This is a genomic window from Pseudomonas sp. AK106 (genome assembly GCF_053903055.1).
On the sequence record NZ_CP096426.1, the window covers coordinates 4,920,639 to 4,936,405 of the forward strand.

The window sequence follows — 15,767 nt, forward strand, 5'->3', positions numbered from 1 at the left end:
CATCGTACTTTCCGGCATAGTCGCTGCCCATCAGCGGCTCACTCTGTACGTGAGCGTCGAAAACGCGAACAACAAGGAACACTCGATGGCGACCTTTCTGGTTCTTCACGGACCTAACTTGAACCTGCTGGGGACCCGTGAACCGGGGATCTATGGCTCGATCACGTTGGCCGATATCAACCAGGATCTGGAACAGCGTGCGCGCGAAGCCGGTCACCACCTGATGTACCTGCAGAGCAACGCTGAATACGAGTTGATCGATCGCATCCACGCTGCACGCGATGAAGGCGTGGACTTCATTCTGATCAATCCGGCTGCTTTTACGCACACAAGCGTCGCGATACGTGACGCGCTGCTGGGAGTGAGCATCCCATTCATCGAAGTGCATCTGTCAAACGTGCACAAGCGCGAACCTTTCCGCCATCACTCCTACTTTTCAGATGTTGCTGTAGGCGTGATCTGCGGCCTTGGCGCCAGCGGTTACCGACTGGCCCTGGAGGCCGCCCTGGAACAATTGGCCAAGCGTTCGGAGGCGTGAACGGCACAGTCCCGTACTGAGCCAGACCGCCGGAACCGGCTACCAAATCCCCCTGACCGTCCCTTGGGAGTTGATGATTAATGGATATCCGTAAAGTCAAGAAACTGATCGAACTGCTGGAAGAGTCCGGCATCGACGAACTGGAGATCCGTGAAGGCGAAGAATCCGTACGGATCAGCCGTCACAGCAAGACTCCAGCACAGCAGTACTACGCGCCTGCCCCGGTTGCCGCTCCGGCACCTGCCCCGGCTGCAGCCCCAGTGGCCGCAGCCGCCGAAGCACCCTCTGCTCCGAAGCTCAACGGCACTGTCGTCAAATCGCCAATGGTCGGCACCTTCTACCGCACTCCGGCGCCTGGCTCGCCAGCGTTCGTTGAAGTCGGCAAGACCGTCAAGAAAGGCGACACCATCTGCATCGTTGAAGCGATGAAAATGATGAACCACATCGAAGCTGAAGTCAGCGGCACGATCGAATCCATCCTGGTAGAAAACGGTCAGCCGGTTGAGTATGACCAGCCGCTGTTCACCATCGTTTGAACCGGGGAGAGCCTGCGATGTTGGAAAAAGTCCTGATCGCCAACCGCGGCGAAATCGCCTTGCGCATCTTGCGTGCCTGTAAAGAACTGGGCATCAAGACCGTCGCGGTCCATTCCACGGCAGACCGTGAGCTGATGCACCTTGGCCTGGCAGACGAAACTGTCTGTATCGGCCCGGCGCCAGCCAACCTGTCGTACCTGAACATTCCGGCCATTATTTCGGCTGCAGAGCTGACCGGCGCCACGGCGATTCACCCGGGCTACGGTTTCCTCGCGGAAAACGCAGACTTTGCCGAACAGGTCGAGAAATCCGGCTTCGCGTTCATCGGCCCTAAAGCCGAAACCATTCGCCTGATGGGCGACAAGGTTTCCGCCAAAGACGCCATGAAGCTTGCCAACGTGCCAACCGTTCCCGGTTCAGACGGCCCGCTGCCGGAAGACGAAGAGATCGCGCTGCGCATTGGCCGTGAAGTCGGCTACCCAGTGATCATCAAGGCCGCTGGCGGCGGCGGTGGTCGCGGCATGCGCGTGGTGCACAAGGAAGAAGACCTGATCGAAGCGGCCAAGCAGACCCGTGCTGAAGCGGCTGCCTGGTTCAGCAACCCGATGGTCTATCTCGAGAAGTACCTGACCAACCCACGTCACGTGGAAGTCCAGGTCATTTCCGACGGTCAGGGCCAGGCGATCCATCTGGGCGACCGCGACTGTTCGCTGCAGCGTCGTCACCAGAAGGTTCTGGAAGAAGCGCCTGCACCGTTCATCGACGAGCAAGCCCGCAAGGACGTGTTCGCGGCCTGTGTCAAAGCCTGCATCGACATCGGCTACCGTGGTGCTGGCACGTTCGAGTTCCTGTACGAGAACGGCCGTTTCTACTTCATCGAAATGAACACCCGTGTTCAGGTGGAGCACCCGGTTTCGGAAATGGTCACCGGTATCGACATCGTCAAGGAGATGCTCAGCATCGCCGCCGGCAACAAACTGTCGTACACCCAGGATGACGTGGTCATTACCGGGCATTCGCTGGAGTGCCGGATCAACGCAGAGGATCCGAAGACTTTTGTCCCGAGTCCGGGCCTGGTCAAGCATTTCCACGCGCCAGGCGGTAATGGCGTGCGTGTGGATTCGCACCTGTACAGTGGCTACAAGGTTCCGTCCAACTACGACTCGTTGATCGGCAAGCTGATCACCTGGGGCGCGACCCGCGAAGAAGCCATGGCGCGCATGCGTAACGCCCTGGATGAAATCGTGGTCGACGGGATCAAGACCAACATCCCGCTGCACCGTGATTTGACCCGCGATGAAGGCTTCTGCGAAGGCGGCGTCAACATCCACTACCTGGAACACAAACTGGCCGCTGACAAGCATTGATCTGCCAGTAAGTGCTACAGACCAACAAAGCCGCTCTCGAGCGGCTTTGTTGTTTTCGGGGCGTGCGATCTGGTTGTGGGGTGCGGCATTCAGTGGGACCGGCTTTAGCCGGGAAGAGGCCGGTCCGATCGCCATCAGGGTTGCGGTGTGAACACGGACGCCACAGATCGCGACACCCACTTTGTTGTTTCCCCACGAACCCCGTAAACTTGCCGGTCTTTCGTGGCCGTCGGCCGCCTTTCAATTTTTCAACTCGAAGGTCACCCGCCATGCCTTGGCTGCAAGTCCGTCTCGCCATTAGCCCCGAACAAGCCGAAACCTACGAAGACGCCCTGCTCGAAGTCGGCGCCGTATCGGTGACGTTCATGGACGCTGAAGACCAGCCGATCTTCGAGCCAGAGCTGAACACCACGCCGCTGTGGTCGCACACGCACCTGCTGGCGCTGTTCGAAGCCGACACCGATGCCGATCACGTCCTCGCTCACCTGAGATTGCTCACCGACGCCGAGCTGCCGGAACACACCCATGAAGTGATCGAAGATCAGGACTGGGAACGCAGCTGGATGGACAACTTCAACCCGATGCGCTTCGGCCAGCGGTTGTGGATCGTGCCGAGCTGGCACGCCGCACCGGAGCCGGACGCCGTCAATCTGTTGCTCGACCCGGGCCTCGCATTCGGCACGGGTACTCATCCGACCACCGCGCTGTGCCTCGAGTGGCTCGACGGCCAGGACCTCGCCGGCTGCAACGTGCTGGACTTCGGCTGCGGCTCCGGCATTCTCGCCATCGCCGCACTGCTGCTGGGCGCTGAACAAGCCGTCGGCACCGACATCGACGTCCAGGCCCTGGAAGCGTCGCGCGACAATGCCGGCCGCAACAATGTCCCGGCCGAGAAATTCCCGCTGTATTTGCCTGAAGACCTGCCCCAGGTGCCGGCCGATGTGCTGGTGGCCAACATCCTCGCGGGCCCGCTGGTTGCTCTGGCGCCGCAGCTGGCGAGCCTGGTCAAACCCGGTGGCCGTCTGGCGCTGTCCGGTATCCTTGCCGAGCAAGGCGATGAAGTCGCTGCCGCGTACGCTGACACCTTCGAGCTGGACCCGATCGCCAACCGCGAGGGCTGGGTGCGGATCACCGGTCGTCGCCGCTGACAGCCAGTTGCCCTAAGATCCAACCATCAGGCGCTCTTTAACCCCGGATACCCGCATGACCGACAGCTTCGTCACTCAGTGCCCGCATTGCCAGACCAGTTTCCGCGTCAGTCACGCCCAGTTGAGCGTGGCCCGAGGCATGGTGCGCTGTGGCTCATGCCTGCAGGTGTTCAACGCCGCGAAGCAACTGCTGGAACAACGCGCCGATGCAACGCCGGAAACGCCGTCGCCTTCCGCGCCGAACATCGAAAGCGTGGAGAAGACGCCGGAAATCCTCGCGCCACAATCACTCGTCGTGACACAGCCAGCGCCGTTGCCGGTCAAGCGCCAAGAGCGTGAGGTGGACCTGGACAGCCTTGATCTGGACGATCTCGATGTCGAGCTGGCCCGTCTCGAACAGCGCGAGATTCAGCTGCCCGAGTCCTTCGGGCGTGTCAGCAAGGCGCGCGATCACGACGAAGTCGAGTCCTTCAGCGCCCGACGCGATGAGCCTGACGTCGCGCAGGAGTCGTGGGCCCACGGCATGAGTCACGAGGATGTCGACCGATTGCCCGAGCTGCGCGCCGAAGTCGTCGAGGAACGCGAAGCGCATACCGACCACTCGATAGACGAAGGCCCGCTGGACGAGCCCATCAATCAGCAGGAACGCCATCGCACCGAGCCTTCATTCTCGCTGAGCCCGGACGATCTGGGCGACGAACCCGATCACCCCCACTCGCTCAAGCCTCACGCCGACCCCGACGATGAGCCGTCCTCGGAACGCTTCTCCGCTCTGGACACCCACGAGCATCAGGATCGCCTCAGCGCCCGTGACGATGATGATGGGGACGATGAGCCTCCGCACGCCGCTGCCGACAAGCGTGGCGGCCGCAACGAACCGGGCCTGCGGGACAGGGCGCTGGTCGACCTGACGGATGACCCGCTGCAGTTGTCCTGGCAGAAACCCAAGCCACGCTGGGGACGGCGTCTGCTGTGGATGCTATTGATCCTGGTTGGGCTGGGCGCACTGGCCGGCCAATACATTGCGTACCACTTCGAAGAGCTGGCGCGACAGGATCAATACCGCCCCATTTTTATGGAGCTGTGCCCGTCCCTCGGCTGCAAGGTCCCGTCCAAGGTTGATATCAAACTGCTCAAGAGCAGCAACCTTGTCGTGCGCAGCCACCCCGAGTTTCAGGGCGCGCTGGTCGTCGACGCGATCATCTATAACCGTGCGTCATTCTCCCAGCCGTTCCCGCTGCTCGAACTACGCTTTGCCGATGCGACGGGTCAACTCATCGCCAGCCGTCGATTCAAACCGGGCGAGTACCTGAGCGGCGAGCTGGCGGGCAAGGACGAAATGCCACCCCAGACGCCGATTCACATCGCACTGGACGTCCTCGACCCGGGCCCCAAGGCGGCGAACTACAGCCTGAGCTTCCGTTCGCCGGAGTGAAAACCCGGGCGCGGCGGGTTTGTCCGCACCGAAATGCAGCACCTTGCAAGGGACGGGATGCCCGAAATCCGACGACACTTTTATGACAATACCGGCCTAAACCTAACCGTTCGCGTTAAGAACGGAACTGTTCAGATTTTATCCAATTCAGCCTTTATCCAGTCATCGAGAGCGGGTATCATGCCCACCCTTTTTCATACTCTGGGTCCCGTCTGAATTGGCGCTGAAGCACTTTTCGGACCAGACCTCGTGATTCGGCCCCACAACAGGTCACCCTATGTCGGCGGTACGCATCGGCCCTTACACATTGCAAAACGGCTTGATTCTCGCCCCGATGGCGGGTATCACCGACCAGCCCTTCCGACAACTCTGTCGCCAGCTCGGCGCAGGCCTGGTGGTCTCGGAAATGGTCACCAGCGACATGAGCCTCTGGAACAGCCGCAAGTCGCGGTTGCGCATGATTCACGAAGGCGATCCCGAGCCACGCTCGGTACAGATCGCTGGCGGGGACCCGCAGATGCTTGCGGACGCAGCACGCGCCAACGTCGAACTCGGCGCGCAGATCATCGACATCAACATGGGTTGCCCGGCAAAAAAGGTCTGCAACAAGGCCGCTGGCTCAGCGCTGTTGAAAGATGAACAGTTAGTGACTGAAATCCTGCACGCGGTGGTCGCGGCAGTCGAGGTACCGGTCACGCTGAAGATTCGCACCGGCTGGGACCGGGCGAACAAGAATGGTCTGACCGTCGCCAGAATTGCCGAACAAGCCGGCATTCAGGCGCTGGCGGTGCACGGGCGAACCCGTGCCGATCTCTACACCGGTGAAGCCGAGTACGACACCATCGCCGCCATCAAGCAGGCGGTGTCCATCCCGGTGTTTGCCAACGGCGACATCGATTCACCGGAAAAGGCCCGCTACGTCCTCGACGCAACCGGCGCCGACGGGCTGTTGATTGGCCGGGCCGCCCAGGGGCGCCCATGGATTTTTCGCGAGATAGAACACTACCTGCAGACCGGGAAAAAACTTCCAGGCCTGCCCGTCAGTGAAGTGGAACGCATTCTGCTAGAGCATCTGGCTGCGCTTCACACCTTCTATGGCGACGTGATGGGCGTGCGAATCGCCCGCAAACACGTCGGCTGGTACCTCGCAACGTTGCCGGGCGCCAAGGAGTTTCGCGCCCTTTTCAACCGTTTGGAAGATACAGAAGCACAGTGCGCCAACGTTCGGGAGTTCTTTTCCCAGCGCGATAAATCCCTCCCAGCAGGGAACGAAGAAGAGGTGGCCGCATGACGATGATGACTGAGACTTTAGTGAGTGGAACAACACCCGTGAGCGACAACGTCAATTTGAAACAACACCTCAATACGCCAAGCGAAGAGGGTCAGACCCTGCGCGGAAGCGTCGAGAAGGCGTTGCACAACTACTTCGCTCATCTGGAAGGTGCGGCCGTCACTGATGTCTACAACCTGGTGCTCTCGGAAGTCGAGGCGCCGTTGCTCGAGTGCGTGATGAACTACGTCAAGGGCAACCAGACCAAAGCCTCCGAGATGCTGGGGCTGAATCGCGGCACCCTGCGCAAGAAACTCAAGCAGTACGACCTGCTGTAAGCATCCGAAAAACAAGCGACCTCACCTCAATGCGGTCGTTTTTTTTGCAAAATTCTTTTGCTTTTGATGGAAGTTGAGATGACCGACCAGACGACCCGCCTGCCGATCCGCCGCGCCTTGATCAGCGTATCCGACAAGACCGGTATCCTTGAATTTGCGCGTGAACTCCAAGCCCTCGGTGTCGAGATCCTCTCCACCGGTGGTACGTTCAAGCTGCTCAAGGACAACGGCGTTGCAGCGGTAGAAGTCGCCGACTACACCGGCTTCGCTGAAATGATGGATGGCCGGGTCAAGACACTGCACCCGAAAATCCACGGCGGCATCCTGGGTCGTCGCGGCATCGACGACGCCATCATGAGCGAACATGGCATCAAGCCGATCGACCTGGTCGCCGTGAATCTCTATCCGTTCGAAGCCACGGTTTCCAAGCCGGGCTGCGACCTGCCGACCGCCATCGAGAACATCGATATCGGCGGCCCGACCATGGTTCGCTCCGCCGCTAAAAACCATAAAGACGTCGCCATCGTCGTCAACGCCAGCGATTACACGAACGTGCTGGAAAGCCTCAAGGCCGGCGGCCTGACTTACGCGCAGCGCTTCGACCTGATGCTCAAGGCTTTCGAGCACACTGCGGCCTACGATGGCATGATCGCCAACTACCTGGGCAGCGTTGACCAGTCCGCTGACACCCTGAGCACCGAAGGCCGCAGCGCATTCCCGCGCACCTTCAACAGCCAGTTCATCAAAGCGCAGGAAATGCGCTACGGCGAGAACCCGCACCAGAGCGCGGCGTTCTACGTTGAAGCCAAGCCTGCCGAAGTCGGCATTGCGACCGCGACCCAACTGCAAGGCAAAGAGCTTTCCTACAACAACGTCGCCGATACCGACGCGGCGCTTGAGTGCGTGAAGAGCTTCGTCAAGCCTGCCTGCGTAATCGTCAAGCACGCCAACCCGTGCGGCGTTGCAGTAAGCCTGGATACAGAAGGCGGCATTCGTCAGGCCTACGAGCTGGCCTATGCCACCGATAGCGAATCGGCGTTCGGCGGCATCATCGCCTTCAACCGTGAGCTGGATGCCGAGACGGCCAAGGCCATCGTTGAGCGCCAGTTCGTCGAAGTGATCATCGCCCCGAGCGTCAGCGCTGAAGCCCAGGCCATCATCGCCAACAAAGCCAACGTGCGCTTGTTGACCAGCGGCCAGTGGGACGCAGAGCGCGCGCCGGCCTGGGATTACAAGCGAGTCAACGGTGGCTTGCTGGTGCAGAGCCGCGACATCGGCATGATCGGCGCAGACGACTTGAAAGTGGTCACCCAACGCGCGCCGACCGAGCAGGAAGTTCACGACCTGATCTTCGCCTGGAAGGTCGCCAAGTACGTGAAGTCCAACGCCATCGTTTACGCCAAGAACCGGCAGACCATCGGCGTCGGCGCAGGCCAGATGAGCCGGGTGAACTCTGCCCGCATCGCGGCGATCAAGGCCGAACACGCCGGTTTGCAGGTGCAGGGCGCTGTCATGGCCTCCGATGCGTTCTTCCCGTTCAGGGACGGCATCGACAACGCGGCCAAGGTTGGCATCACGGCAGTGATCCAGCCAGGCGGCTCGATGCGTGACGCCGAAGTGATTGCAGCAGCGGACGAAGCGGGTATCGCGATGGTATTCACCGGCATGCGCCATTTCCGTCACTGATACGGTTTACGCTGCTGGCTATTGTAGGACCGGCTTCAGCCGGGAAAGCGGAATGACTGACCCGACATATGTGTCGGATGTACTGCCTTCTTCCCGGCTAAAGCCGGTCCCACAGTCTGCGTTCGCCGTCCCACACTGTTTGCGTTCGGATTTTTACGCGTCGTCGATATAGAGGTTTTGGAAATGAATGTTTTGATCATTGGCAGCGGTGGCCGTGAACACGCTCTGGCCTGGAAAGTCGCGCAGGACGCTCGTGTCGAGAAAGTCTTCGTCGCTCCCGGCAATGCCGGCACCGCCACTGAAGCCAAGTGTGAAAACGTCGCCATCGACGTGCTGGCGCTGGAGCAACTGGCTGACTTCGCCGAGAAGAACGTCGCGCTGACCATCGTCGGCCCGGAAGTGCCGTTGGTCGCCGGTGTTGTCGACCTGTTCCGCGCCCGTGGCCTGAAGTGCTTCGGCCCGACCAAGGACGCCGCACAGCTGGAAGGCTCCAAGGCATTCACCAAGGACTTCCTCGCGCGCCACAACATTCCCTCTGCCGACTACCAGAACTTCACTGAAATCGAACCGGCGCTGGCGTACCTGCAAGAGAAAGGTGCACCGATCGTCATCAAGGCCGACGGCCTGGCGGCGGGCAAAGGCGTGATCGTCGCGATGACCCTCGCAGAAGCAGAAGACGCCGTGCGCGACATGCTGGCCGGCAATGCTTTCGGCGACGCCGGTTCGCGCGTGGTGATCGAGGAATTCCTCGACGGCGAAGAAGCCAGCTTCATCGTCATGGTCGACGGCAAGAACGTACTGCCCATGGCCACCAGTCAAGACCACAAACGCGTCGGCGATGGCGACAGCGGCCCGAACACCGGCGGCATGGGTGCGTATTCCCCGGCCCCGGTGGTCACCGCCGAGGTTCACCAGCGCGTGATGGATCAAGTCATATGGCCGACCGTCCGGGGCATGGCCGCCGAGGGGAACATTTACACCGGTTTCCTCTATGCTGGTCTGATGATCGACAAGGCTGGCAATCCGAAAGTCATCGAATTCAACTGCCGTTTTGGCGATCCGGAAACCCAGCCTGTCATGCTGCGCCTGCAGTCGAGCCTGGTGACCCTGGTTGAAGCCGCTCTGGCGCAAACGCTGGATACGGTGGATGCTCAGTGGGACCCGCGTCCGAGTCTGGCAATCGTGCTGGCAGCCGGCGGCTATCCGGCCGACTACGCCAAGGGCGACGAGATTCACGGGCTGGACGCTGCGGCCGCGTTGCCGGGCAAAGTGTTCCACGCTGGCACTGCGTTGCAGGATGGCCGTATCGTGACCTCCGGCGGTCGCGTGCTGTGCGCGACAGCGCTGGGCGACAGCGTTGGCGATGCGCAGAAACAAGCGTACGAGCTGGCTGCAAAGATTGACTGGAAAGGTTGTTTCTACCGCACGGACATCGGCTATCGCGCCATTGCCCGGGAACGCGGCGAAGATCTGGCGTGAGCCTCGGCCCGATCGGCGATTCCTCGTTGAGTCGCTGATCGGGCATCCGGTGCCCCAGAGTTAAACAGGCTTCATTCACGAAGGGATTTCGCCGTGCGCTGGCTCAGGATTGCCACTCGTTTGACCGTCACATTGCTGACCCTGCTCTGTATAACTTCGGCGGCCGCCGAGGTCGGTGCAGGCTGGTCAACCCTTGTCGACGATCAGGCAAACCTAAACCTCAGCGACATTCGCTCCCCCCATTACGAATCCCAATTCAGCCCGGTCGAACTCGACAAGGTGCGCGCGACCAATCGCGACGCCGCGCTGTGGCTGCACTACCGCCTGCCCCCGGCCACCCATGAACAACTGGTGCGGATCTTCGCGCCTGACCTGGCGACGGTCGACATGTACGTGCTCGACGGCGACAGCCTGATCGATCATTCGCGCTCCGGTAACCGGGTGCCGCGCGAAGCCCAACCCCTGCCGTCACTGGATTTCCTGCTGCCGGTGCCCCACAGCGACAAGCCGCTCGACCTGTATTTGCGCCTCAAGTCCGAGCAGGAGCTGCGCCCTAACATCACGCTGCAGTCCGCCGTCACCAGCGCCGCCGACGAGCGCCGCCCCCTGCTGCTCGGCCTGTTCTTCGGCTCGCTGGCCATGCTGATCGTGCAGAACCTCACGCGCTTCGCCCAGTCCCGCTCGATCAGCAGCTTGTGGCTGGCAGCGTGCGAGGCGTTTCTGGGGCTGAGTGCGCTGTTGCTGCTCAACCTTCAGGCGCCGTGGCTGCCGCGCTGGCATCTGGCGCAGACGCCGAGCGCTCACCTCGCCCTGCTCCTCGCCGCCGCGACCGGGCTGATGTACACCTACTGTTTCTTCGTTCAGCGCGGCGTCGAGATGCTCAATCGGCTGCTGATGGGCGTGCTGCTGGTGGTGGGCTTTGGTGCGCTCCTGGTGCTGTTCGTTGACACCCTGCCGCTGAACATCATGACGTTCCTGCTGGTGGCATTGACCACGGTCAGCATCACCCTCGTGTCGATCTACCACCTGCAGAAGGGCTACTCCCCTGCCCGGCCGTTCGTGATCGCCATGATCGCGTTCAATCTCGGCAACCTCGTGGTACTGCCGGCCATGCTCTGGCTGACGAGTATTCCCGCGCAGACGCTGATCATCGGGGTGCTGGCGGTGTTTTGCCTGTGCGGCCTGCTGATGAGCATCGCCCTGAGCGAGCGTCATCGCAGCATCACTGAAGACAACTTCAGCATCAGCCGCGAACTCGCCGCCAGTACAGCGGAGATCAACGCCAAGGCCGAGTTTCTGGCGAAGATCAGCCACGAGATCCGCACCCCCATGAACGGCGTTCTGGGGATGACCGAGCTGCTGCTGGGCACGCCGCTGTCGGTCAAGCAGCGCGATTACGTGCAGACCATCCACAGTGCCGGCAACGAACTGCTGACCCTGATCAACGAGATCCTCGACATCACCAAGCTGGAGTCCGGTCAGATCGAGCTGGACGACGTGCAGTTCGATCTCAATGCGATGATCGAGGACTGCCTGAGCATCTTCCGCGCCAAGGCCGAACAGCAAAGTGTCGAGCTGATCAGCTTCATTCAGCCCCAGGTGCCGCGCGTCATCAGCGGTGACCCGACACGCCTGCGACAGACGCTGCTCAGCTTGCTGGAGAACGCCTTAAAGAAGACCGACGAGGGCGAGATCCTGTTGGTCGTCGCCCTCGACTCCCGCGGCGGCAAGCCACGACTGCGCATCGCCGTTCAGGACAGCGGCACGCCGCTGACGCCCAACGAGCGCGACGCGCTGCTGCACGCCGAATTGCACAGCAAGAATTTCCTGGCGGCCAGCAAGGTGGGCGGTCACCTGGGGCTGGTCATCGCCCGGCAGCTCATTCTGTTGATGAGCGGCGAGTTCGGCATTCAGAGCGGCACCAATCAGGGCAGCACGCTGTGGCTGAGTCTGCCCCTTGATGCACAACGACTGGAGCAGCCCCCCGCCGATCTGGACAGCCCGCTAAAAGGCGCGCGGGTTCTGGTGGTCGACGACAACGATACCTGCCGCAAGGTGCTGGTCCAGCAGTGCAGCGCGTGGGGGCTCAACGTCAGCGCCGTGCCATCGGGCAAAGAGGCGCTGGCGCTGCTGCGCACCAAGGCTCACCTGCGCGACTATTTCGATATCGTCCTGCTCGACCAGAACATGCCCGGCATGACCGGCATGCAACTGGCCGCCAAGATCAAGGAAGACCCGAGCCTGAACCACGACATTCTGTTGATCATGCTCACCGGCATCAGCAACGCGCCGAGCAAGATCATCGCGCGCAATGCCGGGGTTAAACGCATCCTCGCCAAACCGGTCGCCGGGTACACGCTGAAGACCACGCTGGCGGACGAGCTCAATCAGCGCAACATAGGCAATGCGCCCTTTTCTGCAGTCCCCGGGGCGATCGGCGATATCGACGTGCCCAGCGACTTCCGCATTCTGGTTGCCGAAGACAACAGCATTTCCACCAAGGTCATTCGTGGCATGCTCGGCAAGCTCAACCTGCAGCCGGACACGGCCAGCAATGGCGAAGAGGCGCTGCTGGCGATGAAGACCCGGCGCTATGACCTGGTGCTGATGGACTGCGAAATGCCGATCCTCGACGGGTTCTCGGCGACGCAGCAGTTCCGCGCCTGGGAAACCGGAAACCAGCGCATTCGCACCCCTGTGGTGGCATTGACCGCGCACATTCTGGCGGAGCACAAGGATCGCGCCCGACAGTCCGGCATGGACGGGCACATGTCCAAGCCGGTAGAGATGTCGCAGTTACGCGATCTGGTCGAATACTGGGTGGAGCAACGTGCCCGGGATGACGCAACCCGCGCCACCCGCGGCGAAGACCGTTACGAGCAAAACTGACCGCCAGGTGGCCGTTACGGGCTGATAGACTTGGCGCCGTCCCAGTCTGCCGCCATGAGCTCAAACCATGCTTCACGTGCTGTTCAGCGTTTACCTGAAGATGCTGGTGCTTTATAGCCCGTTCTTCGTCCTGTCCTGTTTCATCTCCCTGAGTCGCGGTTATTCGCGCAAGGAACGCCGACGCCTGGCGTGGAAGATCGCCTTCGCGACGCTGGTGTCCAGCGTCTTGCTGTACTTGTTCGGGCGGGTGATTTTCGGGGTGTTCGGCATTACCGCCGACGCCTTCCGTATTGGTGCCGGCAGCGTGCTGTTCATCTCCGCGCTGGCCATGGCGCAGGGCAAATCCGGCGTGCAGACCGACAACGTCCAGCAGGACGTTGCGATTGTGCCGCTGACCATCCCCATCACCGTCGGCCCCGGCACCATCGGCGCACTGCTTGTAATGGGCATCAGCCAGCCGCACTGGGATGACAAACTCACGGCCATCGTCAGCATCGCGCTGGCCAGCTTGACCGTCGGCGTCATCCTTTATCTGTCCAACAGCATCGAGCGGATTCTCGGCGATCAAGGCCTGCAGATTGTCAGCCGCCTGATGGGGTTGTTTGTGTGCGCGCTCGCCGCCCAGATCATTTTCACGGGCATCAAGGGCTACCTGCTGACCTGATGGGCGCTCAGATCGCAAAGGTCTGAATCGCCCGTGCGCCATGGCCGTCCAGCTCCCTGGCAACGGCATCTCGGTGTCTGGCGTAGTCGGTGCGGTCAAAACGGTAGACCCCTCCGGTGATGCGCAATGTCAGCTCACTGCGTGATTCAGACCAGAAGTCGAAATCCCTCGTCTCGACGTTGCCGGTCATCTGGATGCCGCACAGCAGCACCATCACATTGCCCGCAGAGTCCGTCGCGCACGGAATGACCTGAAAGCCGGCGATGACGCTGTTGGCGTTGATGCTCTCAAAAAAATGCGTCGCATAACGATGGATGCGCATGGACTGAAGCGACGCCTTCGCCTGTCGCGCCAACCGAGCGGAGCCGCGTGATTCGATAACACTGAAGCTGATTTCCTCCAGTTCCGACGCGCTCCCGATCACCATTGGTTCATGAATGATCGGGCTCAGTTTCCTGAAACTTCGTTGCTCCAGTGCCGTGCCATACCGGTATGCCCAGTAGGTGAAATGTTCATCCCGACTGACCTTACCCGCCACTCGCTCGGCTCGCAGCAGGCAGTCGAACAGGTCCTCGCGGTCCTGCCTCTTGATACCGGCAGACAGTGAGACCAGACCATTGCCGACTACCGCGCCTGTCGCGCTCATGCGTCAGCTCCCGCCAACGCGCACACCAGGCTGGGGCGACGACCCTCCAGCGCCTGGCTGACGTTTTTGCGCAGGGGCGTGTAGACCAGGTCCATGAGTCGCAGGGAATAGAAGCGCAGATCGATATTGCCGACGATATCGTGGGGCTGCAGCGTCTCGAACACAAAGTCGTCTTTCAGCGCAGTTCGGTGCGTGAAGCTCACGAGCGCAACGGACAGCCCTGCGTTCAGGTTCAGAAAGCCGAACTGCAGCACCACCTTCTGGCCTTTTTGCACGTCGCTTGTATCCCTCGGCACTAAGGGCCCGAGCGCCTGGCGGGCCAGCAGGTCGACTGCTGGCTGATTGGGTCGGCTGGAAACAGAACGCCAGAGGGCCGACTCACTGTCAGACAGCATGTCGTTGGGCATGAAAATCGGCCACTTGCTCTTCAACCATCCCCACACCGAGCCGGGCCCGAGTTCCAGCGCCGGGCAACTCAACGTCTCATGGGTGTTCAGCGCCCAGCCGAAACGGATGAAAGCAGCGAGCCATGTGTCGTTCCAGGCAGAGGTGGAGGTAAAGCGAGCGTGTTTCTTGGTCGCCGCAAGCTGCGTGTACAGCACGCAATCGGCGGCGTCACTTTTCTGTAAGTCAGTACAGGCACTGTGCGTGAACAGCAGGCACCCTGCGCTGACCTGCGTTTCGATCATTCCCTGATGCATGGGCACATCTCCTTGAGAAGGAGGCGACGGGCGCCTCCCCCTATCTGATTAGATCTGGAATTCCTCGATGGCGGCTGAGGCGCTCTTGTTCAAACGCTGCTGGATCTGTGTACGCAGTGCCGCATAGACGCGTGTGTTCAACACCAGATGGTTCTCACCCCGGAAAGCTTGCACTTCAGCACTGTTCCATTCCCAAAAGAGGACGTTGGTGACAGCCGAATCGGTGGAGAAATTCACCGCACCCATCGCCAGGTTGACAGTGCCGTCGCTGGATTCAGTACAAGCGCCGATGCGGAAATTCGCGCCACGGTGGGTCTTGGTCTGACGCTCGAAAATTCGCAGCGGTTTTTCCTGGGCTTTCAGCGCGGCGACGGCATCACCGGCGACCTTCAGCATGGCGACGGACGCAGGCCCGGGCAGTGCGGCGGCGGCGATAGCGGAAGAGATGATCTCCAGCCCTGCTTGCTCCATGCTGAATCGACGGTGCGTCGAGTAATAGCGGCTGTACCTCCAGTTGGTGGAAAACCAGCCCAGCGTCGTCAACACCTTGTTGTATTGCTGGTACCACTGCTCGCTCTGCTTCTCCGGGTTGAACGCTTTGTTGGCGACGAGCGTGGCGAACAGAAGGGAGTCAATGACGTCGTCTTTGTTCTGCCGGGAAACGCCTTCGGCGAAGGCCAGCAGGTTGCCCGCCGCAACGGCACCTTGGCTTGGGTCGTCCGGGAGATCCGGAACAGCGTTATCCATTGCGGAGAAGTGCTCGATCAACGAGTGGGTGCAGTTGGCCATCTGGCACTGGTCGATGAAAGCACTGCGTTCGGCGTCGGTCATGCTTGTTTCATGTTTCATTCGTTAATCCTTTAACTGGCAGGTAAGTCCGTCGTGGACACCTCCGAGATTAACGAACATTGCCCGCCGCGCCACCCAAGGGTTGGTAGCCGGGTTCGGCACATTCAGGCAACTATTCCTACAAAGCGACGGCACCGCTACTGGCCATGGGGAGAGCTAAACATCAAGCAAAGCAAGCGGTTGGCAGCAGCTTCGCGCAAGGCAACGGCAGTGGACGACGC

At 61.0% G+C, this 15,767-nt stretch carries 14 protein-coding genes; 11 read left to right on the forward strand and 3 right to left on the reverse strand.

The genetic code is table 11. The features are described 5' to 3' along the window. The first annotated feature begins 85 nt into the window (after positions 1 to 85). From aroQ to M1E04_RS21700, 11 genes are all read left to right on the forward strand, one after another. Positions 86 to 538, forward strand: a complete 453-nt coding sequence (aroQ, locus tag M1E04_RS21650; protein WP_065987726.1) for a type II 3-dehydroquinate dehydratase — start codon at positions 86 to 88, stop codon at positions 536 to 538. 80 nt (positions 539 to 618) lie between these two features. Then, positions 619 to 1,074 (forward strand): acetyl-CoA carboxylase biotin carboxyl carrier protein, encoded by a 456-nt coding sequence (accB, locus tag M1E04_RS21655; protein ID WP_065987727.1) that lies wholly within the window; start codon positions 619 to 621, stop codon positions 1,072 to 1,074. A 17-nt stretch (positions 1,075 to 1,091) separates the two neighbouring features. Then, entirely contained in the window at positions 1,092 to 2,441 is a 1,350-nt protein-coding gene (gene accC, locus M1E04_RS21660; RefSeq protein WP_065987728.1) for an acetyl-CoA carboxylase biotin carboxylase subunit, read from the forward strand. Between the two features lie 269 nt (positions 2,442 to 2,710). Further along, entirely contained in the window at positions 2,711 to 3,589 is an 879-nt protein-coding gene (gene prmA, locus M1E04_RS21665) for a 50S ribosomal protein L11 methyltransferase (RefSeq protein ID WP_065987729.1), read from the forward strand. A gap of 55 nt (positions 3,590 to 3,644) precedes the next feature. Next, positions 3,645 to 5,024, forward strand: a complete 1,380-nt coding sequence (locus M1E04_RS21670; protein WP_456292019.1) for a DUF3426 domain-containing protein — start codon at positions 3,645 to 3,647, stop codon at positions 5,022 to 5,024. Between the two features lie 277 nt (positions 5,025 to 5,301). Continuing rightward, on the forward strand, positions 5,302 to 6,315 hold the full coding sequence (gene dusB / locus M1E04_RS21675) for a tRNA dihydrouridine synthase DusB (protein WP_456292020.1): 1,014 nt from the start codon (positions 5,302 to 5,304) through the stop codon (positions 6,313 to 6,315). Beyond that, complete coding sequence (gene fis, locus M1E04_RS21680) at positions 6,312 to 6,632, forward strand: DNA-binding transcriptional regulator Fis (protein ID WP_015093301.1); 321 nt, start codon at positions 6,312 to 6,314, stop codon at positions 6,630 to 6,632. Before dusB ends, fis begins: the two co-directional genes overlap by 4 nt. A 78-nt stretch (positions 6,633 to 6,710) precedes the next feature. Beyond that, the gene (purH, locus tag M1E04_RS21685) at positions 6,711 to 8,318 is read left to right on the forward strand and encodes a bifunctional phosphoribosylaminoimidazolecarboxamide formyltransferase/IMP cyclohydrolase (protein ID WP_456292021.1); all 1,608 of its coding nucleotides are present in this window, start codon (positions 6,711 to 6,713) and stop codon (positions 8,316 to 8,318) included. Between the two features lie 183 nt (positions 8,319 to 8,501). Continuing rightward, positions 8,502 to 9,797 (forward strand): phosphoribosylamine--glycine ligase, encoded by a 1,296-nt coding sequence (purD, locus tag M1E04_RS21690; RefSeq protein WP_456292022.1) that lies wholly within the window; start codon positions 8,502 to 8,504, stop codon positions 9,795 to 9,797. Between the two features lie 93 nt (positions 9,798 to 9,890). Beyond that, positions 9,891 to 12,686 (forward strand): hybrid sensor histidine kinase/response regulator, encoded by a 2,796-nt coding sequence (locus M1E04_RS21695; protein ID WP_296307661.1) that lies wholly within the window; start codon positions 9,891 to 9,893, stop codon positions 12,684 to 12,686. Positions 12,687 to 12,753: 67 nt separating this feature from the next. Next, on the forward strand, positions 12,754 to 13,350 hold the full coding sequence (locus M1E04_RS21700) for a MarC family protein (protein ID WP_065987735.1): 597 nt from the start codon (positions 12,754 to 12,756) through the stop codon (positions 13,348 to 13,350). 7 nt (positions 13,351 to 13,357) lie between these two features. Here M1E04_RS21700 and M1E04_RS21705 read toward each other — a convergent pair whose 3' ends face one another. The 3 genes from M1E04_RS21705 to M1E04_RS21715 are packed head-to-tail and all read right to left on the reverse strand — an operon-like array spanning position 13,358 to position 15,546. Continuing rightward, positions 13,358 to 13,996, reverse strand: a complete 639-nt coding sequence (locus M1E04_RS21705) for a hypothetical protein (protein WP_192133234.1) — start codon at positions 13,994 to 13,996, stop codon at positions 13,358 to 13,360. Further along, positions 13,993 to 14,697 (reverse strand): hypothetical protein, encoded by a 705-nt coding sequence (locus M1E04_RS21710; protein ID WP_065987737.1) that lies wholly within the window; start codon positions 14,695 to 14,697, stop codon positions 13,993 to 13,995. Before M1E04_RS21710 ends, M1E04_RS21705 begins: the two co-directional genes overlap by 4 nt. A 48-nt stretch (positions 14,698 to 14,745) precedes the next feature. Beyond that, positions 14,746 to 15,546 carry a hypothetical protein gene (locus tag M1E04_RS21715; RefSeq protein ID WP_065987738.1) on the reverse strand — a complete coding sequence of 267 codons (801 nt, stop codon included), beginning with the start codon at positions 15,544 to 15,546 and terminating at the stop codon, positions 14,746 to 14,748. Between the last annotated feature and the right edge of the window lie 221 nt (positions 15,547 to 15,767).

Excerpts from the sequence above, each read along its gene's own strand:
- aroQ (WP_065987726.1), top strand. The coding sequence starts at position 86 with ATGGCGACCTTTCTGGTTCTTCACGGACCTAACTTGAACCTGCTGGGG.
- accB (WP_065987727.1), top strand. The coding sequence starts at position 619 with ATGGATATCCGTAAAGTCAAGAAACTGATCGAACTGCTGGAAGAGTCC.
- accC (WP_065987728.1), top strand. The coding sequence starts at position 1,092 with ATGTTGGAAAAAGTCCTGATCGCCAACCGCGGCGAAATCGCCTTGCGC.
- prmA (WP_065987729.1), top strand. The coding sequence starts at position 2,711 with ATGCCTTGGCTGCAAGTCCGTCTCGCCATTAGCCCCGAACAAGCCGAA.
- M1E04_RS21670 (WP_456292019.1), top strand. The coding sequence starts at position 3,645 with ATGACCGACAGCTTCGTCACTCAGTGCCCGCATTGCCAGACCAGTTTC.
- dusB (WP_456292020.1), top strand. The coding sequence starts at position 5,302 with ATGTCGGCGGTACGCATCGGCCCTTACACATTGCAAAACGGCTTGATT.
- fis (WP_015093301.1), top strand. The coding sequence starts at position 6,312 with ATGACGATGATGACTGAGACTTTAGTGAGTGGAACAACACCCGTGAGC.
- purH (WP_456292021.1), top strand. The coding sequence starts at position 6,711 with ATGACCGACCAGACGACCCGCCTGCCGATCCGCCGCGCCTTGATCAGC.
- purD (WP_456292022.1), top strand. The coding sequence starts at position 8,502 with ATGAATGTTTTGATCATTGGCAGCGGTGGCCGTGAACACGCTCTGGCC.
- M1E04_RS21700 (WP_065987735.1), top strand. The coding sequence starts at position 12,754 with ATGCTTCACGTGCTGTTCAGCGTTTACCTGAAGATGCTGGTGCTTTAT.
- M1E04_RS21705 (WP_192133234.1), bottom strand. The coding sequence starts at position 13,996 with ATGAGCGCGACAGGCGCGGTAGTCGGCAATGGTCTGGTCTCACTGTCT.
- M1E04_RS21710 (WP_065987737.1), bottom strand. The coding sequence starts at position 14,697 with ATGCATCAGGGAATGATCGAAACGCAGGTCAGCGCAGGGTGCCTGCTG.
- M1E04_RS21715 (WP_065987738.1), bottom strand. The coding sequence starts at position 15,546 with ATGAAACATGAAACAAGCATGACCGACGCCGAACGCAGTGCTTTCATC.